This is a genomic window from uncultured Odoribacter sp. (genome assembly GCF_937966165.1).
Classification (GTDB): Bacteria; Bacteroidota; Bacteroidia; order Bacteroidales; family Marinifilaceae; genus Culturomica.
In genome coordinates, this window is sequence record NZ_CALCLB010000032.1 from 82,302 (window position 1) to 104,848 (window position 22,547).

A 22,547-nucleotide genomic window follows, 5' to 3' on the forward strand; every position below is an offset into this window, starting at 1 on the left:
ATGGCAGGATTCAGCAGGAATAAAGAGAAAAAAGTAAAGAGAAAACTTTCTAAAAAAGAAAAATATGTTTGATTTTTCAGTGGTTACTCATTGGGTAGATCAGTTATTGCGGTCGTTTCTCCCGGAAGGCTGGGCAATACTGACGGAATTCATGCTCATCGGTTTGTGTTTGCTGGTCAGTTATGCTGTAGTCGCTTTGGTATTGATCTATGTGGAGAGAAAGGTGTGTGCTTTTTTTCAATGCCGGATTGGGCCGAACCGGGTAGGGCCGTACGGCTTGGTACAGAGCGTAGCCGATATGATCAAGATGTTGACGAAAGAGCTGATCACCATCAACCATGTCGATAAATTTTTATTTAACCTGGCTCCTTATATTGTCATTATTGCTTCTGTCATTGCCTTTAGCTGTTTGCCTTTTGCCAAGGGGTTGGAGATTATCGATTTTAATGTGGGGGCCTTTTTTGTCATGGCCGTTTCTTCTATGGGAATTGTGGGCATTTTGCTGGCCGGCTGGTCGAGTAATAATAAATATTCCCTGATCGGGGCGATGCGGAGCGGAGCACAGATGATCAGCTATGAATTGTCTGTCGGCTTGTCGATTTTGACGATTATTGTATTTACCGATACCATGCAGTTATCGCAGATTGTAGCGAATCAGGCAGACGGGTGGTTTATTTTCAAGGGGCATATTCCTGCTTTTATTGCTTTTGTTATCTATTTGATTGCAGGGACGGCAGAGACCAACCGGGGACCTTTTGACCTGCCGGAAGCAGATTCTGAATTGACAGCCGGTTATCATACGGAATATTCAGGTATGCATTTCGGATTTTTTTATCTGGCTGAATATCTCAATATGTTTATTGTAGCGGGTATGGCGGCTACTTTGTTTTTGGGAGGATGGATGCCTTTACATATCGGAGGATGGGACGGGTTTAATGCTGTGATGGATTATATCCCTCCTGTTATCTGGTTTTTCGGAAAAACCGGGGTATTGATTTTTATCATGATGTGGTTTAAGTGGACATTTCCGCGGTTGAGGGTAGATCAGTTGCTGACGTTGGAATGGAAATACCTGCTTCCGGTCAATTTGGTAAATATGTTTTTGATGGTGATTGTTGTGGTTTTTGATTTACATTTTTAATATGGCTCAGAAAAATAATTATTTCAGTGGTTTATTCGGTGGTTTGGGATCTTTATTGACCGGCATGAAAGTCACTTTACGGGAATTTTTTACCAGAAAGACGACGGAATGTTATCCGGAAAACCGGGCTGCTTTGAAGATGTACGACCGTTTCCGCGGCAGTCTGGAATTGATTCACAATGAAAATAATGAACATAAATGTGTAGCTTGCGGGATTTGTGAAATGAATTGCCCGAACGGAACAATAGAGGTAGTGTCGGAAATCGTGACAGATGCGGAAGGAAAAAAGCGTAAAGTTTTAAAGGCTTATAAATACGATTTGGGGAGTTGTATTTTTTGCCAGTTGTGCGTCGTCAATTGTCCCCACGGGGCTCTCTGCTTCGGAACAGAATTTGAGAATGCCGTATTTACCCGGGAGAAATTAGTAAAGCAATTGAACCGGGAGGGATCTGTACTGGAAAAAAAGAAAATTTAAAGCAGTATGCCGGACAGAAGTCGTAAAATTTAAAGGATGAAAAGATGGAAATTGTCGTGTTTTATATTTTAGCTGCCATTATTATTGTATTCTCCATAATGGCGGTCACTACTCAGCGGATATTGAGATCGGCTACCTATTTGTTGTTCGTGTTATTCGGAACGGCAGGTGTCTATTTTCAGTTGAATTATTCTTTTTTAGGGGCAGTACAACTGACGATATATGCCGGGGGGATCATTGTGCTGTACGTATTTTCCATCTTGTTGACCAGTCCGGACGGAGATAAAATTGCCGGAAAATTACCGAAAAGCAAGTTATTTGCCGGTTTGGTCGCTTCCGTTGCCGGGGCCGCCTTATGTATTTTTATCACATTGAGCCATACTTTTCCTTCTTCCCGTTTTACACCGGGGGAAATCGATATGAAAACCATCGGTTTTGCATTATTGGGGACGGAAAAGTACCAATATATGCTTCCCTTTGAGGCGATTAGTGTGTTGTTGCTGGCTTGTATAATCGGGGGAATTATGATTGCCCGGAAAAGAGGTTAAATCGAAATTTAAAGCAGGGATTATGATACATATGGAGTATTATTTGGTGGTAAGCACCATTATGTTTTTCGCCGGAATTTTCGGTTTTTTCTACCGGCGTAATTTACTGGCGATTCTGATTTCAATCGAATTGATACTCAATTCGGTGGATATCAATTTTGCTGTTTTTAATCGTTATCTGTTTCCGGGGCAGTTGGAAGGGTTCTTTTTTACTCTTTTTGCAATTGGAATTTCGGCAGCTGAGACGGCTGTTGCTATTGCTATTATTATCAATATTTACCGGAATATCCGGAATATTCAGGTAAGTAAATTGGATAAGATGAAACACTGAACTATTGTTTTGGAACCTGGATATTATGGAAAATGCTATATTGATATTATTATTGCCGATGTTAATGTTTATCCTGTTGGGGATAGGCGGAAAATATATGAGTCATCGGTTGGCCGGGAGTTTGGGCACTTTGGGACTGGTTATGATTACTTTTTGGGCTTATCTGACTGCTTTCCGGTATTTCGGGGCAGGAAGGACGGAAGGACTTTGGCAGCCTCAGACGGTATTTCATTTGGAATGGTTGCGGTTTACAGAAAATTTGCATATTGATCTGGGAATTCTACTCGATCCCATTTCAGTTATGATGTTGGTAGTCATTACGACTGTCTCGCTGATGGTTCACATTTATAGTCTGGGTTATATGAAAGGGGAAAGGGGATTTCAGCGGTATTATGCTTTTCTTTCCCTCTTTACTTTTTCTATGTTGGGTTTGGTCGTTGCTCCTAATATTTTCCAGATGTATATTTTCTGGGAACTGGTAGGTGTATCTTCTTATCTGCTCATTGGTTTTTATTATACAAAACCTGCTGCCATTGCGGCTTCTAAAAAAGCTTTTATCGTGACCCGTTTTGCTGATCTGGGCTTTTTGCTAGGCATACTTTTACTTTCGTTTTATACGCATACTTTTGCTTTTGCGGAATTGATGTCCGGGCAGGCCTGCGGGACTGCATCGGGGGCGACTTTTTTAGGGGGATCTGTCATTGCCTGGGCCCTGGGACTTATATTTATCGGCGGGGCCGGGAAATCGGCTATGTTCCCGCTTCATATCTGGTTGCCGGATGCCATGGAAGGCCCGACACCGGTGTCGGCATTGATACATGCGGCGACCATGGTCGTAGCCGGAGTGTATCTGGTGGCCCGTTTGTTCCCGTTATACATAGAAGCGGCTCCGGAACTTCTGGAGGTAATTGCTGTTGTGGGGGCTTTTACTTCCCTGTATGCGGCTGTCGTTGCCTGTGTACAAACCGATATAAAGAGGGTATTGGCGTTTTCTACCATTTCCCAGATCGGATTTATGATGGTGGCGCTGGGAGTGAGCGGAATGGGCGGACATGCCGGCCTGGGATATGTTGCCGGAATGTTCCATCTTTTTACCCATGCCCTGTTTAAGGCATTGCTTTTCCTGTGTGCCGGGGCGATTATACATGCAATCGGTAGCAATGAGATGTCGGCTATGGGAGGTTTGAGAAAATATATGCCGGTTACTCACCTCACATTCTTGGTGGCTTGTCTGGCGATTTCCGGTATTCCTCCGTTTTCCGGTTTCTTTAGTAAGGATGAGATCCTGACAGCGGCTTTTTTGTTTAGCCCCTGGATGGGTGTATTAATGAGTGGGATTGCCGGGCTGACAGCCTTTTATATGTTCCGTTTGTATTACTCTATTTTCTGGGGAACAGAGGCAGAATACGAACATACACCTCACGAAGCCCCGTTTAGTATGACCGCTCCGCTGGTGTTCCTGGCTTTTGTTACTTGCTTTGCGGGATTTATCCCCTTTGGAAAATTTGTGAGCAGCAATGGCGCCCCTTATACGATACATTTGGATTGGAAGGTGGCTTTGTCCAGTGTGACTGTCGCCTGTATAGCTATTGGAATCGCTTCGGTGTTTTACCGGAAATATTCGTCTGTACCGGAAAAACTGGCAAAGAATTTCGGAGGTTTTTACCGGACTGCCATCCATCGTTTTTATATAGATGAAGTGTATTTATTTATTACGAAGCGGATTATTTTTGCCGGTATTTCGCAGGGAATTGCCTGGTTTGACCGGCATATTGTAGATGGGACCGTAAATTTGACAGCGACGGTAACTCAGAAAGCCGCTTATCATATACGGCGGTTGCAATCGGGACAAATACAGCAGTATGCTTTTGTTTTCCTGATCGGAACATTATTGATTGTGGTGTGGCTGGTCTTTTTATAAAAGAAAAGCTAGAAATAGCGGAAAGAGAAGTGACGGATATATATTAAAATTGTAAGGAGATGAATTTTTTATCTTTATTTGTAGGAATACCGGTAGCGATGATGCTGGGTTTGATGTTGGCCGGAAATTTAAAGCAAATCCGGACAGTAATGGTGGCGGGAGCCAGCGCTTTATTGGTTTTGGCTGTGGCTTTGACAATCTTGTATCTGGGAGAAAGAAATAACGGAAATACGGCTGAAATGTTGTTCCGGGCGGATCTTTTGTGGTTTGCTCCTTTAAATATTCATTATGCAGTGGGGGTAGACGGTATTTCTGTGGTTATGCTTTTACTTTCAGCCATTATTGTGTTTACCGGTACATTTGCTTCCTGGCGGATGGCCCTGCAGCAGCGGGAATATTTCCTATGGTTTTGCTTACTGTCAACGGGAGTATTCGGTTTTTTTATTTCCATCGATTTATTTACGATGTTTATGTTTTATGAGGTAGCCTTAATACCGATGTATTTGCTGATAGGCGTTTGGGGAAGCGGCCGGAAGGAGTATGCGGCTATGAAACTGACCCTGATGTTAATGGGAGGATCAGCTTTCCTGCTGGTCGGAATTTTGGGTATTTATTTCCATTCCGCTCCGGCCGGAGGAATTTATACCATGAATTTACTGGAAATTGCGCAATATACCATTCCCCTTGAGGCTCAGCGTTTGTTTTTCCCCCTGACTTTTGTCGGATTCGGCGTATTGGGGGCTTTATTCCCCTTTCATACCTGGTCGCCTGACGGACACGCTTCCGCTCCTACGGCTGTTTCTATGTTACATGCCGGGGTTTTAATGAAACTCGGAGGATACGGTTGTTTCCGGGTGGCTATTTATCTGATGCCGGAAGCCGCAAAAGAATTGTCCTGGATTTTTATCCTCCTGACGGGTATCAGTGTGGTATACGGTGCTTATAGTGCTATTGTACAGAAGGATTTAAAATATATAAATGCTTATTCCTCTGTGAGCCATTGTGGTTTGGTATTGTTTGCTATCCTGATGCTGAATCAGACGGCTATGACGGGAGCTGTATTACAAATGTTGTCGCACGGATTAATGACGGCTTTATTCTTTGCATTAATCGGAATGATTTATTCCCGTACCCATACGCGTTTAATTACGGAGATGGGAGGATTGATGCGGATTATTCCCTTTTTAGGAGTGGGGTATGTAATAGCGGGATTGGCTTCCCTGGGATTGCCGGGCTTGAGCGGTTTTGTGGCAGAAATGACTGTTTTTGTCGGCGCTTTTGAAGAAGCCGATACTTTTCACCGGGTGATGACTGTTCTTGCAGCTACTTCCATTGTCATTACGGCGGTTTATATATTGAGGGTGATCGGGAAATTATTGTATGGAAATGTGGTCAACCCGGCACATCAGCAGTTGAAAGATGCCAGCTGGGACGAACGTCTGACTGTTATCGGATTGATTGTGGCCGTTGCTGCCATCGGACTGGCTCCTTTGTGGATCTCCGGTATGATAAACGGAAGCGTGGTTCCTGTTGTGGAACAGTTGTCAAAATAAAGATAAAACAGAAGGAAAATGCGGGGAAAGAAGGTTATGAATATTTGGAAGGATTAAGGTTATGGATTTCGGAAATTTATTGCATTTGCAGGAAGAAATATCACTGATCGGAGTGATGGTGCTTTTATTGCTTTTTGATTTGTTTTGTACGGGCAAAATCCGCCGTTATTTTCAACTTACGGCCTGTGTGCTGATGGGGGTGCATACGTTGATTCATCTGGTCCCTATGCCCGACGGTCAGGCTTTTGGCGGGATGTATATCAATTCTCCCCTGCTGTCTGTGGTGAAGACAATTCTGAATACAGGGACTTTGCTTATTTTTATGCAAGCCCGGAATTGGTTGAGCCGGGAGAGCACTTCAATCAAAAGGGGGGAATTTTATGTGCTGACGCTTTCAACCCTGCTGGGGATGTATTTTATGATATCGTCGGGTAATTTTTTATTGTTCTTTATCGGATTAGAAACGGCTTCTGTGCCGATGGCTGCATTGGTGGCTTTCGACAAATACCGGCATCACTCTGCTGAAGCCGGAGCCAAATATATACTTTCAGCCGTTTTTGCTTCCGGACTGATGTTGTATGGGATTTCTCTGATATACGGAACCGCCGGGACCTTGTATTTTGAGGATATTCCCGCGGGCATCAGTGGTTGTCCTTTGCAGATCATGGCTTTTGTCTTTTTCTTTGCCGGTATGGGTTTTAAAATCTCTTTGGTACCGTTTCATTTGTGGACAGCTGATGTATATGAAGGAGCACCGACCAGTGTCACTTCTTATCTGTCGGTAATCTCAAAAGGATCGGCTGTTTTTGTATTGATGATGATTTTGGTAAAGGTATTTGCTCCGATTGTGGAACAATGGCAAATGATGCTATATGCAATTATCATTCTTACGATTACTGTTGCCAACCTTTTTGCTATCCGCCAGCAGAATTTAAAGCGGTTTATGGCATTTTCTTCTATTTCCCAGGCGGGGTATCTGATGCTGGGAGTGATTGCCGGTTCGGCACAGGGCATGAGTGCACTAGTATATTATGTATTGGTATACCTCTTTTCCAATCTGGGGGTATTCGGGGTCATTTCCATTATTGAACAACGGAGCGGCAAGGTGCGCATGGAGGATTATAACGGCTTATACCGGACCAATCCCCGATTGAGTATTGTCATGATGCTGTCTTTGTTCTCTTTGGCAGGAATACCTCCTTTCGCCGGCTTTTTCAGTAAGTTTTTTATTTTTATGTCAGCAGCGGGAGAAGGATTTTATCTGCTGGTTTTACTGGCTTTGGTCAATACGATTATCTCCCTTTATTATTACCTGCTCATTGTGAAGGCGATGTTTATCAATACAAATGATTCCCCGATAGAGGCTTTTCATTCCGATAATTACACCCGGATCAGTTTAGTCGTATGCTTGTTGGGGGTATTGGTACTGGGCATTTGCAGTGTCGTATACGACCGGATTTCATTTTTGGCTTTCGGATTATAATGTACGGAAATTATTTTTTGCGTTTCATCAGCCATTTAAGATAGAAGGGGCGGGCGATATACCAGGTTACGGAGAGACCTTCCCGGACGATAGCCAGGTAATAGGGAAGATTATCTGTGACATGTTGCCAGAAATGAGGTTTTTCCTCATTCAGTTTTTCGGCCTGCACTTTCCGGTGCGGGAAAAGTAAATCCGTTATTCCACTAAAGATAAGGTGCCCGGAATTTTGTCGTATTGCTTGCCATTGTTCCCGGATTTGGGTTTCTTCCCGGCGGCTTTGACGGCGTAATTCCAGTTTAGTGGCGATCAGTTCCTGCAGCGGAGTCAGGTGTTTCTGAAGGGGTGTTACCGGAGGTACTGTTGTCGGTTGTTTTTGTGTCGTCTCCATCGTCTTTATCTTCTTCTTCTTTCTCTTGTATTGCACCGATCACGATATTCATAATACCGATCTGAATACTTTTTTTACTGTAGTAGGTGATGATAAACAGGAGGATATAAATCCCTGCTACTATCAGAAATCCCAATGCGGTACTGTTTAGTAAATACCCTAAGAAAAAAGCCAGGGTAAAGAAAAGAAACAGAATGGCAAACAACGCCAGTAGCATCAGGATGAGGCTGTGCGAAAGGATCGCGATAATCCTCGCGACCCTTTCGTAAGCATTTAATTTAAAGAGTTCGATTTTCAATCCGATAAAGGAAGAAAGTCGTTCTTTAAATTCATTTAGGATTTTTTCGGGTTCTCTTCCCATACCTTTTTAATAGGTTTTTCCAGTTGACGGATTGTTTAAGTTCTGGCTTTTGTAATCGGAAGCGGCTGCAGTTTTGTTTCCTTTTTCATAAGCTGTTTCTGCGAATTCATTTGCTTTTTCTTTGGCTTTTGCTCCAAATTCTTCAGCTTTTTCTCTGGCTTTGTGACCGAATTCGTGAACACCGTCTTTTACTCTTTCGCTTACTTCCTCAAATTCTCTTTTGATTGTCCCTTTGTTTTTGATAATCAAATAAGTGGCAAATGCTCCGATAAGAGCACCGAATACCATTCCTGATACTAAATGTGAACCTTCGTTTCTCATGACTTTGTTGTTTTAAGTTTGATACCCTATCAACGATACGAAGAACAGAAAAGTTTAGCTTTTAATATAATTTTAGGAAGATTAGAGACATATTAGGATTTGCATAGATATTTCCTTTCAAACTTTTGTTCTTGGGAGGATAATATTAACTTTGCGCTACTTTAGCATAGAGGGGTGCTTGTACTCGGGACAGGCTGAGATTATACCCATCAAACCTGAGACGGATAATGCCGGCGTAGGGAATGCAGGTAAAGAGCTTGTTGAAAGCAAAGCTGCTTCTGTGCACAATTTTAGTTAATCACAAAATTCTTTTACATGGAAAAAATTGTATCCCGAGGAATTATTGATTCCTATTTTGCCAAATTGAAAAATAATTTGGATATAGATGTGGCCATTGTAGGGGGAGGACCTTCCGGATTGGTAGCTGCTTATTATTTGGCGAAAGCCGGTAAGAAGGTGGCTTTGTTCGACCGGAAACTGGCTCCCGGAGGCGGAATGTGGGGCGGGGCTATGATGTTTAACGATATTGTTGTACAGGAGGAAGCTATGCCGATTGTACGGGAATTTGGCGTTTCTTACCAGGCGTATGAACAGGGAACCTATGTGATGGATTCCGTACATACGACTTCTGCCCTGATCTATCATGCCACTAAAGCCGGGGCTACCCTTTTCAATTGCTATACTGTAGAAGATGTGGTATTTAAAAACGAACGGGTGGCCGGAGTCGTAGTCAACTGGGCTCCGGTACAACGGGAAGGAATGCATGTGGATCCGCTGACTATTATGGCGAAGGCTGTATTGGACGGTACGGGGCACGATTGCGAGATATCCCGTACCGTCGCCCGTAAAAACGGAATCCGTTTGAATACACCTACCGGAAGCGTGATCGGAGAAAGGTCCTTAGCTGTAGAAGAAGGAGAGCGGACAACCGTCGAAAACACCAAAGAAGTTTATCCCGGTTTGTATGTTTCCGGAATGGCTGCCAACGGCGTAAGCGGGAGTTTCCGAATGGGACCGATCTTCGGAGGTATGCTGATGTCCGGTAAAAAAACAGCCGAACTGATTATCGAAGCATTAAAATAAACTTATTATCGGAATAGAATAAAAGCTTTTCCTTTCGGTTGGCACAAGTTACTTTTGTAAAAGGTGCATAGAAAGCTCCGGGAAGGTTGTCGGTTACCCTTTCCGGAGCTTTTCTTCTTTTAAAAGAATGAGGGTAAATAACTCTTCTACGAAACTGAAATTGAAACGTACACGGGAAACAGGAATATGATTTTCTGGAAAATCACTGATTTCCATTTTGATGAGCGGGAAGCACACTCCGCTGTCTCCAAAATTCAAATGTACATTTTTCTGTTCTGCTGAAATGAATTTGCCTTTTGAAAAACTAAAATAGCTGTTGGAAACTTCACCTGCTCTTTTAAGGAAATTCTTGTGGTTAGATAATGTCAGAGATGTTCCCGCCTGTACATCTGAATTTCGATATCGTACATTTATTATTTTTTATCCTTATCTTTGTTTGGGATAAGATAAAGTTTTGTAATTCATTGAAGGATAGGATATCTAAGAATAGTAGATAATTGTTGGTAGCTATTTAGCGACAATACAACTTCTGCGAAGTTCTGCACTTTGTATTCATTCAAACAACTCTTGTGCAAATATATTGGATATTTAGAACACAACAAAGATGTTTTTCTTTTCGTATTAGATTTTTATACAAGGTCGGATGGTTGGTTTGTAGTAATGCCGTTGTTAATGCTTTGCTGTATTTATCAGTCTCTAACTCCTTGCTGATGCTCTTTGTCTTTTGCTCATTAAGCATACCTTTCCATATATTTGAGGCTTTATTCAAATTTAGCTTCTCCAAACCGATTATGTTCCCTATAGCGAGCAATACGGTTCATCTTTTATATATGATATAAAGTTTTAATTTATAGAACAAAAGTGAGCTTTTGAGAAAATAACATTTGAGCTATAGAGAAAAACGACCTGTTCCGTTTTCGGCTAAATTTGTACTTGGAAGCTCCGAGAAAGGAACAAGCCATAGTATAAACCACTAAACAGGTTGAATTATGTCAGAACAAAAAGTAACTTTTAAGAACAGGAACTGGGAAGTATCAGCTATTCTCCAATTCCCTGAGAATTTTGATGCAAGTAAAAAATATCCTGTAATTGTTTGTGCACACCCTATCAGTAGTTGTAAAGAACAGACTTCTGGGCATATTTATGGAAAAAAACTTGCTGAGGCCGGTTTTATCACGTTAGCTTTCGATGCATCCTGTCAGGGGGAAAGCGGCGGAGAACCCCGGTATCTTGAAGACCCTGCCTTGCGGGTTGAGGATTTCCGTTGTGCTGCTGATTACCTGACTACACTGGATTATGTGGATGAGAACCGCATTGGTGTATTAGGTGTCTGCGGTGGCGGCGGGTATGCTGCGAACGCAGCGATGACCGAGCGTAGATTTAAAGCCGTAGTTACGGTTGTAGGAGCAAATTATGGCAGACTTATGCGCGAAGGGGACTACACCGCCGGTGCTGCAATCAGGACATTAGAGGCGGTAGCCGCCCAACGCACGGCACAAGCTCGTGGAGCGGAGCCTCTCATAACGGTCTATGCACCCAATTCCCATGAGGAACGTTTGGCGGCAGGAATGACAGATATTGATGTTGAAGAAGCCGTAGAATATTACAGAACGCCAAGAGGGGAAAATCCCAACTCCCCCAACCGTTTACGCTTTGACAGCCTGGATAAAGCAATGGCTTTTGATGCTTTCCATTTGGCAGATCATCTCCTGACACAACCTTTGATGATTATTATTGGCGATAAAGTAGGCGCTTTCGGCTCTTACCGGGACGGATATGAGCTGTTCAACAAAGCGGCTTCTACAAAGAAATACCTGCATGTTGTTAAGGGAGCGAGCCACTATGATCTGTATGACCAGCCCCAAGCAACCGGAGAAGCATTGGAACATATCATTCCGTTCTTTAAAGAAAACCTATAAAATAAAAACGATATCCGTTACATGGATGTCATTCCAATGGTATTCCCCTGAAAATGGGGAATACTGTTATTTACAACCGGGAGTGGTATCGCCGATGAAAAAGAACGGGATTAACTTTCAGATAGAAAAGTATTTATAAGTAGTCCGGTTTCCTAATAATTAGATTAATTTCGCAGAAACCAAAAATAGAGATATGGAACTTGAAATCGACGAACCAAAAGTGTTTAATTATTCCAATATATTTTTTAGTTGTTATACCGGCAATGAACGGGGCTGCTACGATATGGCACAGGACCACATGCTTATATATGTCTGTTCGGGTGAAATGATCTTGCAGACAAGGCAGACTAAAATAAAAATCCGCATGGGAGAATGCGTCTTTGTGAGAAAGGATAACCGGATCAGCATAATCAAACAACCTAAAGGAAAAGAACAATTTATCGGTATATCATTGGTCTTTAGCAGAGCTTTTCTAAGAGAATTTTATCAAACTGTTGATAAAAATAATCTGCCTTTACAAGTACGAAAGCAAAGTCCGAGTATTGTGAAACTTCCTCAAACCCCCGCAATTGCAAGCCTGTTCCAGTCAATGTTGCCTTATTTCGATACATCAACCCAACCCACTGACAGAATTATCAAGATGAAATTGCAAGAAGGCATTTATGCATTGTTGGATATAGACGAACAATTTTATCCGAGCTTGTTCGATTTCACCGATCCCTGGAAGATTGATATCGTTGACTTCATGGAAAAAAATTACACCTATGATTTGTCAATAGAAGAGATAGCACATTATACCGGGCGTAGTCTGGCTGCTTTTAAACGTGATTTTAAGAAACTGAGCGACCTTCCTCCACAAAAATGGCTGATGGAGAAAAGGCTCAGCGTTGCACGGGATAAGTTGGAGAATGAGAAGAAGAAAGTTTCGGATGTTTATCTGGAAGTCGGATTTAAAAACATTTCACACTTCTCTACTGCCTACAAGAAAAAATTCGGGTATTCGCCTTCTGTTAACCCAAGGCAGCAGGCTTAATTGAGGCTTCATCATTAAGTACAGGTATTGGCATGAACAAACAGTAGACTGAAGATGATAAATCCGCATTTATGTGATTTATTCTGATCTTACTGATGAAGGTCCTAATTTTAATGGATAAGACATTCTTCCTTAGGAGTTTTATTTGTAAGTGAAAATTCCAGCCTTAAAAAAGGATGCTTTAAATTTTACGATAAACATCTTCAAAAGGTACTCTGCAACGTTCTCCCCAAATGCCTTTATTTCCATCCCGTATTCCACACTTTAAAGGTTGATCTCATACTCTACAATTTTTTAATGGTACAAAATTATTCGTTGTAGAGTTATCGGATGATATGCAAACCGTAGCTGAACAGCGCAATCAAAACCGACAAATTTTTTTTGCATGAAATTTTGTTTTGCATCGTAAACAAGCTGTTTTTGCGGAGTAAATCCTTGTCATAGATTGTTATTCAGATTATTACTTTAAAACATACCACAAAAATAAAAGTAACGAGATAATAACGCAAATTTGGTTCGACTTGGCTTTTATGTGGTTACAGTTGGCTTTGCATAAAAGAACCACATTTTTCTTAAAACCTTTATTCCCAATTACCTTACCCCGTTTTTCCCAACCTTTCAATTTTTCTTTTTATCTTTGTCGCAAACAACAACAAAAATGAAAACGGTTTTTATCAGTGGGGCTACAGAGGGGATCGGACGGGCATTCGCTTATCTCTGTGCATCGAAAGGGCATAATCTGATTTTGGTAGCCCGTAATCAAGCCCGTTTGGAGCAGATTGTCAAGGAATTGGTCGTCTATCCGGTTTCGGTTATTACGTATGCCCGGGATCTGAGTATACCGGAAAATGTACGGGAAGTGTATGAGGATATCCGGCGGCATGCGTTGAACGTCGATTATGTTATTAATAATGCGGGTTTCGGAATAGATGATGCTTTCACGGAAACGCCTTGGGAGGATCTGGAACGGATGTTTCAACTCAATATGCAGACCGTGGCTTTTTTTACCCGTCATTTTGCTGCAGATATGAAAAGAGCCGGAAACGGACGGATTTTGAATGTCGCTTCGACAGGAGCTTTCCAGCCTGGTCCCTGGATGGCCGGTTACTGTGCTACCAAAGCTTTTGTCCTCAGTCTTTCTCAGGCCGTTAATTACGAATTGAAAAAAAGCGGGGTGAGTGTCGTTACCCTTTGTCCGGGAGTTACGGATACCAAATTTCACGAGGTGGCCCGGAGTCATCATACCGGTATGACCCGTTTCCTTTCCCACGCTACTCCTGAAGAAGTGGCCGCTTTCGGGTATGACGCTTTATTGAAAGGGAAAGAAATAGCTATTTATGGATTTACAAACCGTTTAGTGGTCTTTCTGACCCGTTTGTCTCCCCGTAAATGGTGGGTGATAATAGCCGCACGTCTGTTAAAAAGAAAGGAAGCATAGCAAATTATTTGTTTTAAACTATTCCGGGACACTTTCCGTAAAATGTTTATATCGAATTTTAATAAAATGATATAAACGGAAACAGTATGAGTAAAATTACGGAATTATTGGGAGATCAACAGGAATATTACCTGAATCATGTGTGTACAACTATTGATAAACATTTGATTCATGCGCCTTCTCCTCATTTTATAGACGAAGTGTGGGTACCTTCTGACCGGAGTATTCCCGTATTGAATAGTCTTCAGACTCTTTATAATCACGGTCGTTTAGCCGGTACCGGATATCTTTCTATTTTACCTGTGGATCAGGGAATTGAGCATACAGCGGGGGCTTCTTTTGCCCCGAATTCGTTGTATTTCGATCCGGAAAATATTGTCCGCCTGGCGATTGAGGGAGGTTGCAATGCTGTGGCTTCTACTTTCGGTGTGTTGGGAGCCGTCGCCCGTAAATATGCTCATAAAATACCTTTTATTGTCAAGATCAACCATAACGAATTACTAAGTTATCCGACTGCTTACGACCAGATTTTGTTCGGAACGATAGACGAAGCCTGGAATTTGGGGGCAGTGGCTGTCGGGGCGACCATCTATTTCGGTTCTCCGGAAAGCCGGCGGCAGATTATAGAAATAGCCAAGGCTTTTGAATATGCTCATAAAAAGGGAATGGCAACTATTTTGTGGTGTTATTTACGGAATCCGGCTTTTAAAAAGGAGGATAAAGATTACCATGTATCCGCCGATCTGACAGGACAGGCAAATCATCTGGGGGTTACGATAGAGGCAGATATTATCAAGCAAAAATTACCCGAAAATAACGGGGGCTTTACAGCTTTGCATTTTTCGAAATCCGATCCCCGGATGTATTCTTTACTGAGCAGCGAGCATCCCATTGATATGTGCCGTTATCAGGTAGCCAATTGTTATATGGGCCGGGCAGGTTTGATTAATTCAGGAGGGGAATCCCATGGGGAAACCGATTTGCAGGAAGCGGTCATCACAGCAGTCATCAATAAAAGAGCCGGGGGTATGGGGCTGATCAGCGGACGGAAAGCTTTTCAGAAACCGGTCAGCGAAGGGATCCGGCTTTTGAATGCTATACAGGATGTATATTTGGATAACAGTATAAAACTGGCGTAGCTGGATTGTAAAAAGATTGAGAGTCTTTGGTATTGAAAAACGGATTTTCACAAGCCATCAATAACTCTCAATCTTTATGCTGAAAATAAACGGACTATTTTTTCTTTCCCTGGTTGGCAACGGCCTCCATCATTTTCCGGATCTCTTCCGGATCTCCTAAAAAGTAATCCTGTTTTAAATTTAATTCATCGTCAAATTCGAATACATAGGGCACAGCTGTGGGCAAATTCAATTTTACGATTTCTTCCTCGGAAATATTTTTTAAGTACTTGATAATTCCTCTCAGACTGTTTCCGTGGGCAACGATCAGAATTTGTCCGAAATGTTGTAAAGTCGGGGCAATTACTTCTTTCCAATAGGGTAAGATACGTTCTACTGTATCTTTTAAGGCTTCAGTCAGGGGCAAATGATCTCCCTGAATTCCCATATAGCGAATGTCCAGACGGGGATTCCGCGGATCATCTTCCCGTAAAGCCGGAGGTGCCACATCATAACTACGGCGCCAGATTTTTACTTGTTCCTCTCCGTATTTTTCTGCTGTTTCACTTTTATTCAATCCTTGTAAAGCCCCGTAATGTTTTTCATTTAAACGCCAGGTTTTTTCTACCGGTATCCAATCCAGATCCATCCGGTCCAATGCTACATTTAATGTTTTTATCGCCCTCTTTAGGTAGGAAGTATAGGCTTTTTCAAAAACAAACCCTTTTTCTTTCAGCAAGTCTCCGGCTTTGATTGCTTCTTCAATGCCTTTTTCCGTCAGATCTACATCGGTCCAGCCCGTAAACCGGTTTTCCTTATTCCAGGTACTTTCCCCGTGACGGAGTAATACTAGTTTTTTCATTTTTTTTATTTTAAAAGTTTATATTCTATCTTTTGTTCTGGATTCACGAACGTCTTGTTTGAACTTTGTATTCCGCTTTTCGCTCTGAATTTACGGACATTTTATATTTTAAATGTTTGTATTTACATTGTCCTCCAGAATAGATACGGTTCCGAAGTCAATTTGTTTACTTTTCCCGGACACTGCCTTTTCGTTTTGCTTGAAATATCCGGCCAGGCTGACCGGAAAGATTATCCCGGTTTTGTGCGCAAAATTTGTTATTCCTGGAAATAAAAAAATCCTTGTTTACAAGGATTTAAAATATTTATTGAAATAGAGTAATTGGTAATCAACAGCATTTCTCCAATAGCTGTAAGTATGTGATCCGGGCCGAATAATATAATCGTGCGGAATGCGGTAATAAAGCAGTTTTTCGTGTAATTTTTGGTTTACTTCATAGAAAAAATCACTGGAACCGCAGTCGATAATAAGGGCTAGCTGTCCGGCGGGAGCTTTGTAGGGCAATTGATTGATAACGGTATGTTTTTCCCATATCTCCGGATTTTTTTCATAGCTGCCCAGATAGTCTTTCATATGCCAGCTATGAGGAAAGGGGCGGATGTCTACTCCTCCGCTCATAGACCCGGCAGCTCCATAAATGTCCGGATGACGGAAAGCCAGCCAGAGGGCACCGTGACCTCCCATACTATAACCGGTAATGGCGCGTCCTTTTGAAGAAGCTAGGCTGCGGTAATTTTTATCGATATAGTTGATTAATTCCTGGCTCACATAAGTTTCGTAACGGCTATTGGAATCTACAGGACTGTCCCAGTACCAACTGTTGGATCCATCGGGACAGACAAAGATCATCCCCAGTTCTGTGGCTAATTCCGGAAGGCGCGGTTGGGTTTCCTTTATCCAACTGTCATATCGGCCCCCATGTCCGTGAAGTAAATAGACGACCGGATACAGCTGTTTTTTGTCTTTTTTGTACCCCTCGGGGAGAATGATGACGTTTTTAATTTCTTTTTTCATGGAAGGAGAGAAAATAAGAATCGTATCGACCGTCTGTGCTGAAAGAGAAAAGAAAAACGCACACAGTAAGAAAGCAAGTAAAAAAAATCTGATTTTCATGGATTATGCATTTTATAAAAAGTAGAATTGTGCAAGTGTAAAAAAGTTCAAATGTTTAAGTGTATAGAGTTTAATTGTTCAAGTGTGAAAACGTTAAAATACAGGTTTGTTTGTATATTCCTGATTTTCGATATATGCTTTTTCAAAAACTGTTCTACAGGAGTAAATCCCTGGTTTGTTTCTTTCATCCGGAGCGAAAAATTAGTTACAACCGGACCGTCAACCAAAAATCAGCCAATAAACAATAGAGCTCTTAAACATTTTCACATTTTTCTTTATGCCAGTAACTCAATGTAATTGCCTTCCGGATCCAGAACGGCACTTTCGTAATAGCCGTCTCCGGTGGTGCGGGGTTCGCTGGCAATGGAATAATCCGATTTTCGTAAACGTTCTGTCAGTTCGTTTACGGCTTCTTTACTTCCCAGGGAGACGGATAAATGCGCCAAACCTTTTGTAAAACCTCTTTTCCCCTTCTTTTCGTCTATATCCGGCCTGTTCATCAACTCGATCCGGCATTGATCCGGACCGAAAGAAAGGAAGTAGGAGGTATATTGTTTTTTCGGATTTACATATTTTTCTCCGCAACTTACATCGAAATAAGTCATATAAAATTGCCGCATCTTTTCCAGATCGTCAACCCAGATAGCAATGTGTTCCAGTTTCATTTTTGTTCAGAATAGTTAAGGGGAATGTTTATGGTAATTACTTTTTGTTCAGGACGATATCGAACTGGTCGAATTTAGCCGTACGCCAGGCAAATTCAGCTGTAGTGGGAGAGACTGCAAATAAAGGAGAGAACGTTCTTACTTTGATTGTTTTCCCGTCCGGCATAAACTCCAGTATTCTCAGCCAACCGTCTCCTCCGTTTCCAAACCATTGTTTGTCGGCTGTCTGTGCATTAAACATCATTTGAGGTACATATTCTCCCCGGCTGTTTTTGTCCTCCCGGTAACTTACCGTACCTTCCAGGTCGGTTATTTCACAGGCATGGCCGCAGATCAGAAGATCGATATTAGGAGTCGGATAGATCAGTTTTTCCCAGATGGCTTTTCCGTAATTGGCAGGAGTGATTTTGTAATTCTCTTTTTCAAATATACTTCCGTCGATTTCCATATAAGAATGAGTAAGGACAATGATTTTGTGGGTTTTGTATTGGGGAGAATCTGCCAGTTTTTTAGCCCAGCTTAGAGCCTCCTCCCGGGGAGCAAATTCCAAAGAAATCACTAAAATTTTTCCCCAGGTATCGGTATCGAATTCGTAAGCTGCATTTTCAAGGGTCGGGATCCCAAAAGCATTTTTAGTTGTACTCACCAGACATTCTTTCCAACAGGCATTTTTTTCTGCCGGAAAATATTCCGGGAAATGACAAAGCCGGTTTTCAGCTTTTTCATAACCGTAATCGTGATTGCCTGTACAGATAATATAGGGAATACGGTTATCCAGGCAATTGAATGAACGGGCGGCTGCTTCCCATTGCTGGGTACTGGTTTGATCGCCGTTTATATTGTCGGGTACGGGCCATTCATTTTGTTCAACTAGGTCACCCGTGCAAAGGACAGCTTTTACCGCCAACTTTTTCCGGTTAAGGGCGCACCAGCGGGTCATGAGTTCGAACAAGGGCTGATTTGCTTCGAATTTTGTGTAAGACTGAGGGTCAGGTAATAGAATCATGGAAAACGATTTTTGATTCTCAAGTGCCGGAGTAACCGGATAAATTTGTGCCTGTACTATTCCGGAAAGGCACAGTAGACTTAATAAAAGAAAGTTTTTCATCGTATGCTATTGTATTTCCTTTGAATTTTTCAAAGTTAGCAGGAATTTTTAATTAAATCAGATCATTTAAATTCTAATTCCCGGAAGTTTCCGGGGCGCTGGAAAGATTATTTCAGAAAAAGGTTTGATCTTAAAAATGAATCAGGGAAGAATCGTATACTGAAACACCTGAAAATGAAGGGGTATTACTTTTTTATTCCTTTATAAATTGAATATTTTTTAGGGAGACGATTTGATTTTATATCCGGAATTGTTTTTTTACAGGAAAAAGAAAGCTAAAGCAGAAGAAAAAAGCGTGAAACTGCAATGTATATTTTATCTGAGGAAATATCCTGATTATTTGAGTTGGATTTCTCATACTCTTTTGCGGCATCAAGTGTTGCCAAAGAGATTGATAGAAATTTTAACTTGCTATTTTTATTATTCAATCCCAAAACCTCATAGGAATACCCTTCTTTATTTATCGTATCTACAACTTTTATCGCATTACTAATACGATACTTATCTACATTATTCTTTTTAGCCTTTTGTATATAACTTTGGCAGACCTGCATAAGTGGAGCAGCCTTCGCCTCGTTTTGTTCTTTGATTTCCCGAAATGCTTTCCATGCATTTACAACTTTCTGCTGTTCGGCAGGAGATGGCAACGGAATTTCAATATCTGAAATGTTTGTTGTTCTACAATATTCTCTTGCAGATCCCCAACCAATATATTCACATTGCCTTGCAAACTCACTTCTTTTTAAGAATATATGAAAAAAATGAGGTAGTAATACATCAGTGTTGTTAATATAGAATATTTCGTAAAGAGAAGAACATATTGCCTTTTCACAAAAATCGTTTAGGTATATAGAATTTATTTCCATTCGTGCTGGATTAAAAACAAAATCATTAAGGTAGAAAGTATTATACATACTAGTATCTGCCTCTTTTTGTTTGGGAGGAATAAATCCATCACGTGTTACTCCATATATAGGTACATCATAGTTATTGTTGTTTTCACGTCTTTGGGAAATACAATCTCCCAACCTAACCCATTTCACATGACTTTCTCCCATATCATTCCTCTTTTCCGTATTGTTCCAAGAAGAACCGTTTTTGCTGTTCTATCTCCCTGCTCAATTCTTCCTCCGTCGGCATATATGCCATATATTTAGCTGCAAAAAGTTGCTCGCTACCGTTAAGTACTGAGTATTTTGCCATTACTTTGTCGGTTTCGGTGCAAAGCAATATGCCTATTGTGGGATCGTCATTCTCATCTTTTACAAGGTCATCGTACATCCGAACATACATATCCAATTGTCCCACGTCCGCATGTGTCAGAGGATGTATTTTCAATTCAAACAGCACGTAACGCTTGAGTTTGATGTTATAGAACACGAGGTCAATGTAAAAATCACCGGTGTCCGTTGAAATGTGTTTCTGCCGGTCAACAAAGGCAAAACCACGCCCCAATTCCATGATAAATTGTTGCAGATGATCTATTAAGGCTTGCTCCAACTGGCTCTCGTCATATTTACTGTCCTTGCGGAAGCCCAAAAACTCGGCAACCACCGGACTCTTTATATACTCCAGGGGATCATTGGCTTCGATGTCTGGGGCTGGCAATGCCAGACCTTCCCTTACGCAAGCCATACGGCGACCATAGTACTGTGTACCGATGTTACGATTGAGTGTTCTCACACTCCACATCTGTTCCGAGGCTTCTTTCACATACCACTCTCTGGCCTTAGGGTCTGCAACCTGTATAATCGAGCGGAAGTGTGACCAGGTCAAATTGTGAACACGCGTGTTCACAATCTCTAAGTTGTTGAAGCACAAATAGAATTGACGAAAGTAATCCAGATTTCGTTTGCTGAACGTACTGCCGTATTTAGGTATCAGTTGTTCTGCCAATGTTTTAATCAACCGGGTGCCATATTGCGCACGGGCTTCTCCATGCTGTTCTTCCTCCACTATCCGCCGCCCGATGTGCCAATAGGTAAGTACCGCAATTTGATTGGCTGCCACATATGCCTGTCTCCGGCCTTGTTCTATGATACTCCGAATGTCATCAATCAGTTTATCGGTTGTTATATCATGATGTTGTAGCTTATTCTTTTCCATACCCTAAAATTTTGAAAGCGTTTACGAGTTCCGTTTCGTTTGCATCCCATCTTTTCTTCAGCGCATCAAATTTATAACTCATTTCAGAAAGAGCAGATTTATAGTCTATTTCTGTATCGCGATCAATAAACTCAATATATCTGGAAGGCACGAGAGAATATCCCTTTTCTTGAATTTCGTCACGATGCGCAGCATAGTATAATTCCGGCTCGGCATACTCAGCAAAATTCTCGGTTTGCCAGTTGAAATATATTTGACTCACTCTGTCTATTTCCGTTTTCGACAGACGGACATATTTCTTTTCGTATATATTCCTGTTCCAAGTCCGCAAGTCGATGAACAGAATTTCACCTGTGCGGTTACGAAGTTGCCTTCCGTGCCACGGACCGCCTTTCTTGTTGTTGTTCAATATCCAGAGGGTAACGGATATGTCGGTAGAATAGAACATGTTTCGTGGCAAAATGATAATGGCCTCTACTTTATCGTTTTCAATTAGCTGTTTGCGTATTTCAAGCGTATCACTGTCGTCCAATGCACCGTTGGCAAGTAGAAATCCTGCGATTCCACGGCTGACATTTAATTTGTTAAGGATATGCAGAATCCACGCATAATTGGCATTGCTGGTAGGAGGAACTCCATAGCCTTGCCATCGGGGATCAGTCTCAAAACCTCCATATTCGGCATATTTCTTCAAATTGAACGGCGGGTTCGCCATGATGTAATTAAACTTGAGATCTTTATGCTGGTCATCGGAGAAAGTGGACACGGCTCTGTCTCCCAAATGGTAAGAGATGCCTCGGATAGCCAGATTCATCTTTGCAAGACGATAGGTTGCCGGTTCTGATTCCTGCCCATACACATTGACAGCTTTGGTGTTTCCACCATGCGCTTCTATGAACTTTGCCGCTTGAACGAACATGCCGCCGGAACCGCAGCAAGGGTCATAGACTGTTCCGTCAAAAGGTTCGATGAGAGAGGCTATAAGCTCCACGATAGAATGCGGCGTGTAAAATTCTCCTTCCTCTTTGTCTGCGTTGATGGAAAAAGCCTGTAAGAAATACTCATAAACACGCCCTATGAGGTCATGGTCATTAAATTTCTGCAGATCTATCTTGTTAATTTCATCCACTACGCTTTTCAAAACTCCCGGTTCAAGGGCCGTTTTGGTGAAAATTTGCTGCGGAAGGGCATTTTTCAACTTAGGCTCGTTGTCATCCAAAGTTTTTATAGCCGTATCAAAAGCGATGGACATACCAGTAGGCGAAGTAAGAATCAGTTTGTCCCAGAATGTCTCATCTGTCAGGAAGAATACTCCATCCTGCATATATTGGTTGGGACGTGATAGTTGCAGCTCAATGAAATCCCTATCATTAATGCCCTGCACTTCCACTATTTCATGCCTGATTTTTTCCTTTTGCTGCTTGAACCGTTCTCCTATGAACTTCAGGAATACAAGAGTTAGCAATAAGTCGCGTTTGTCTGTCATGGCTGCGCGTCCACGCAGACTGTTACGACAATTGAAAAGTATCGTTTCAAGAGCTTCCTCCTTTATCGGTCTATTTTGTTTCTTAGCCATTTTA

22 protein-coding genes, 1 pseudogene and 1 riboswitch are annotated in these 22,547 nt (G+C 41.8%); of the genes and pseudogenes, 12 read left to right on the forward strand and 11 right to left on the reverse strand.

The annotated features are described in order from the left end of the window. Positions 1 to 64 precede the first annotated feature (64 nt). The 7 genes from nuoH (at position 65) to Q0465_RS12085 (ending at position 7,452) form a co-directional block, all read left to right on the forward strand. Positions 65 to 1,141 carry an NADH-quinone oxidoreductase subunit NuoH gene (nuoH, locus tag Q0465_RS12055; protein WP_298616614.1) on the forward strand — a complete coding sequence of 359 codons (1,077 nt, stop codon included), beginning with the start codon at positions 65 to 67 and terminating at the stop codon, positions 1,139 to 1,141. Between the two features lies 1 nt (position 1,142). Then, entirely contained in the window at positions 1,143 to 1,616 is a 474-nt protein-coding gene (locus tag Q0465_RS12060) for a 4Fe-4S binding protein (protein ID WP_298616615.1), read from the forward strand. A gap of 44 nt (positions 1,617 to 1,660) precedes the next feature. Further along, positions 1,661 to 2,164, forward strand: coding sequence for an NADH-quinone oxidoreductase subunit J (locus Q0465_RS12065; protein WP_298616616.1), 504 nt, complete (start codon positions 1,661 to 1,663; stop codon positions 2,162 to 2,164). Positions 2,165 to 2,186: 22 nt separating this feature from the next. Continuing rightward, positions 2,187 to 2,495 carry an NADH-quinone oxidoreductase subunit NuoK gene (nuoK, locus tag Q0465_RS12070; protein ID WP_009136487.1) on the forward strand — a complete coding sequence of 103 codons (309 nt, stop codon included), beginning with the start codon at positions 2,187 to 2,189 and terminating at the stop codon, positions 2,493 to 2,495. Between the two features lie 25 nt (positions 2,496 to 2,520). Then, on the forward strand, positions 2,521 to 4,416 hold the full coding sequence (gene nuoL, locus Q0465_RS12075) for an NADH-quinone oxidoreductase subunit L (RefSeq protein ID WP_298616617.1): 1,896 nt from the start codon (positions 2,521 to 2,523) through the stop codon (positions 4,414 to 4,416). 59 nt (positions 4,417 to 4,475) lie between these two features. Then, positions 4,476 to 5,969 carry a NuoM family protein gene (locus Q0465_RS12080; RefSeq protein ID WP_298616618.1) on the forward strand — a complete coding sequence of 498 codons (1,494 nt, stop codon included), beginning with the start codon at positions 4,476 to 4,478 and terminating at the stop codon, positions 5,967 to 5,969. 61 nt (positions 5,970 to 6,030) lie between these two features. Further along, the gene (locus Q0465_RS12085) at positions 6,031 to 7,452 is read left to right on the forward strand and encodes an NADH-quinone oxidoreductase subunit N (RefSeq protein ID WP_298616619.1); all 1,422 of its coding nucleotides are present in this window, start codon (positions 6,031 to 6,033) and stop codon (positions 7,450 to 7,452) included. Between the two features lie 10 nt (positions 7,453 to 7,462). Here the strand turns inward: Q0465_RS12085 and Q0465_RS12090 are convergent, their stop codons facing one another. The 3 genes from Q0465_RS12090 to Q0465_RS12100 are packed head-to-tail and all read right to left on the reverse strand — an operon-like array spanning position 7,463 to position 8,522. Beyond that, positions 7,463 to 7,840: a hypothetical protein gene (locus tag Q0465_RS12090; protein ID WP_298616620.1), complete on the reverse strand. Its 378-nt coding sequence runs from the start codon at positions 7,838 to 7,840 to the stop codon at positions 7,463 to 7,465. Continuing rightward, positions 7,749 to 8,201, reverse strand: coding sequence for a phage holin family protein (locus Q0465_RS12095; RefSeq protein ID WP_298616621.1), 453 nt, complete (start codon positions 8,199 to 8,201; stop codon positions 7,749 to 7,751). Before Q0465_RS12095 ends, Q0465_RS12090 begins: the two co-directional genes overlap by 92 nt. 6 nt (positions 8,202 to 8,207) lie before the next feature. Next, complete coding sequence (locus Q0465_RS12100; protein ID WP_298616622.1) at positions 8,208 to 8,522, reverse strand: YtxH domain-containing protein; 315 nt, start codon at positions 8,520 to 8,522, stop codon at positions 8,208 to 8,210. Positions 8,523 to 8,682: 160 nt separating this feature from the next. Further along, positions 8,683 to 8,781, forward strand: a riboswitch (TPP riboswitch). 56 nt (positions 8,782 to 8,837) lie between these two features. On the opposite strand from Q0465_RS12100, the gene Q0465_RS12105 reads away from it, so the two are divergent. From Q0465_RS12105 to Q0465_RS12115, 3 genes are all read left to right on the forward strand, one after another. After that, positions 8,838 to 9,605: a sulfide-dependent adenosine diphosphate thiazole synthase gene (locus tag Q0465_RS12105; protein ID WP_298616623.1), complete on the forward strand. Its 768-nt coding sequence runs from the start codon at positions 8,838 to 8,840 to the stop codon at positions 9,603 to 9,605. A 989-nt stretch (positions 9,606 to 10,594) separates the two neighbouring features. After that, on the forward strand, positions 10,595 to 11,524 hold the full coding sequence (locus Q0465_RS12110; protein ID WP_298616624.1) for an alpha/beta hydrolase: 930 nt from the start codon (positions 10,595 to 10,597) through the stop codon (positions 11,522 to 11,524). A 193-nt stretch (positions 11,525 to 11,717) separates the two neighbouring features. Continuing rightward, a complete protein-coding gene (locus Q0465_RS12115) occupies positions 11,718 to 12,557 on the forward strand; it encodes an AraC family transcriptional regulator (RefSeq protein ID WP_298616625.1) in 840 nt (279 codons plus the stop codon). A gap of 181 nt (positions 12,558 to 12,738) precedes the next feature. Here Q0465_RS12115 and Q0465_RS12120 read toward each other — a convergent pair. Next, positions 12,739 to 12,825, reverse strand: a pseudogene (locus tag Q0465_RS12120) (nitroreductase family protein); the annotation flags it as partial. Between the two features lie 390 nt (positions 12,826 to 13,215). Here Q0465_RS12120 and Q0465_RS12125 point away from each other — a divergent pair. Both Q0465_RS12125 and Q0465_RS12130 read left to right on the forward strand, forming a co-directional pair. Next, complete coding sequence (locus Q0465_RS12125; protein WP_298616626.1) at positions 13,216 to 13,995, forward strand: SDR family oxidoreductase; 780 nt, start codon at positions 13,216 to 13,218, stop codon at positions 13,993 to 13,995. A gap of 86 nt (positions 13,996 to 14,081) precedes the next feature. Continuing rightward, on the forward strand, positions 14,082 to 15,134 hold the full coding sequence (locus tag Q0465_RS12130) for a class I fructose-bisphosphate aldolase (protein ID WP_298616627.1): 1,053 nt from the start codon (positions 14,082 to 14,084) through the stop codon (positions 15,132 to 15,134). A 94-nt stretch (positions 15,135 to 15,228) separates the two neighbouring features. Here Q0465_RS12130 and gpmA read toward each other — a convergent pair whose 3' ends face one another. The 7 genes from gpmA to Q0465_RS12165 all read right to left on the reverse strand — a co-directional run bounded on the left by gpmA (position 15,229) and on the right by Q0465_RS12165 (position 22,543). Continuing rightward, a complete protein-coding gene (gene gpmA / locus Q0465_RS12135) occupies positions 15,229 to 15,975 on the reverse strand; it encodes a 2,3-diphosphoglycerate-dependent phosphoglycerate mutase (protein WP_298616628.1) in 747 nt (248 codons plus the stop codon). Between the two features lie 285 nt (positions 15,976 to 16,260). Then, positions 16,261 to 17,088, reverse strand: a complete 828-nt coding sequence (locus Q0465_RS12140; protein ID WP_298616629.1) for an alpha/beta hydrolase family protein — start codon at positions 17,086 to 17,088, stop codon at positions 16,261 to 16,263. A gap of 275 nt (positions 17,089 to 17,363) precedes the next feature. Then, complete coding sequence (locus Q0465_RS12145) at positions 17,364 to 17,753, reverse strand: VOC family protein (protein ID WP_298616630.1); 390 nt, start codon at positions 17,751 to 17,753, stop codon at positions 17,364 to 17,366. 37 nt (positions 17,754 to 17,790) lie between these two features. Further along, positions 17,791 to 18,861 carry a metallophosphoesterase gene (locus Q0465_RS12150; protein ID WP_298616631.1) on the reverse strand — a complete coding sequence of 357 codons (1,071 nt, stop codon included), beginning with the start codon at positions 18,859 to 18,861 and terminating at the stop codon, positions 17,791 to 17,793. A 275-nt stretch (positions 18,862 to 19,136) separates the two neighbouring features. Next, the gene (locus Q0465_RS12155) at positions 19,137 to 19,919 is read right to left on the reverse strand and encodes a restriction endonuclease subunit S (RefSeq protein ID WP_298616632.1); all 783 of its coding nucleotides are present in this window, start codon (positions 19,917 to 19,919) and stop codon (positions 19,137 to 19,139) included. Between the two features lies 1 nt (position 19,920). Beyond that, positions 19,921 to 20,967 carry a PDDEXK nuclease domain-containing protein gene (locus Q0465_RS12160; RefSeq protein ID WP_298616633.1) on the reverse strand — a complete coding sequence of 349 codons (1,047 nt, stop codon included), beginning with the start codon at positions 20,965 to 20,967 and terminating at the stop codon, positions 19,921 to 19,923. Then, positions 20,954 to 22,543, reverse strand: coding sequence for an N-6 DNA methylase (locus tag Q0465_RS12165; protein WP_298616634.1), 1,590 nt, complete (start codon positions 22,541 to 22,543; stop codon positions 20,954 to 20,956). The genes Q0465_RS12160 and Q0465_RS12165 overlap by 14 nt, the downstream gene beginning before the upstream one ends. Positions 22,544 to 22,547: the final 4 nt, after the last annotated feature.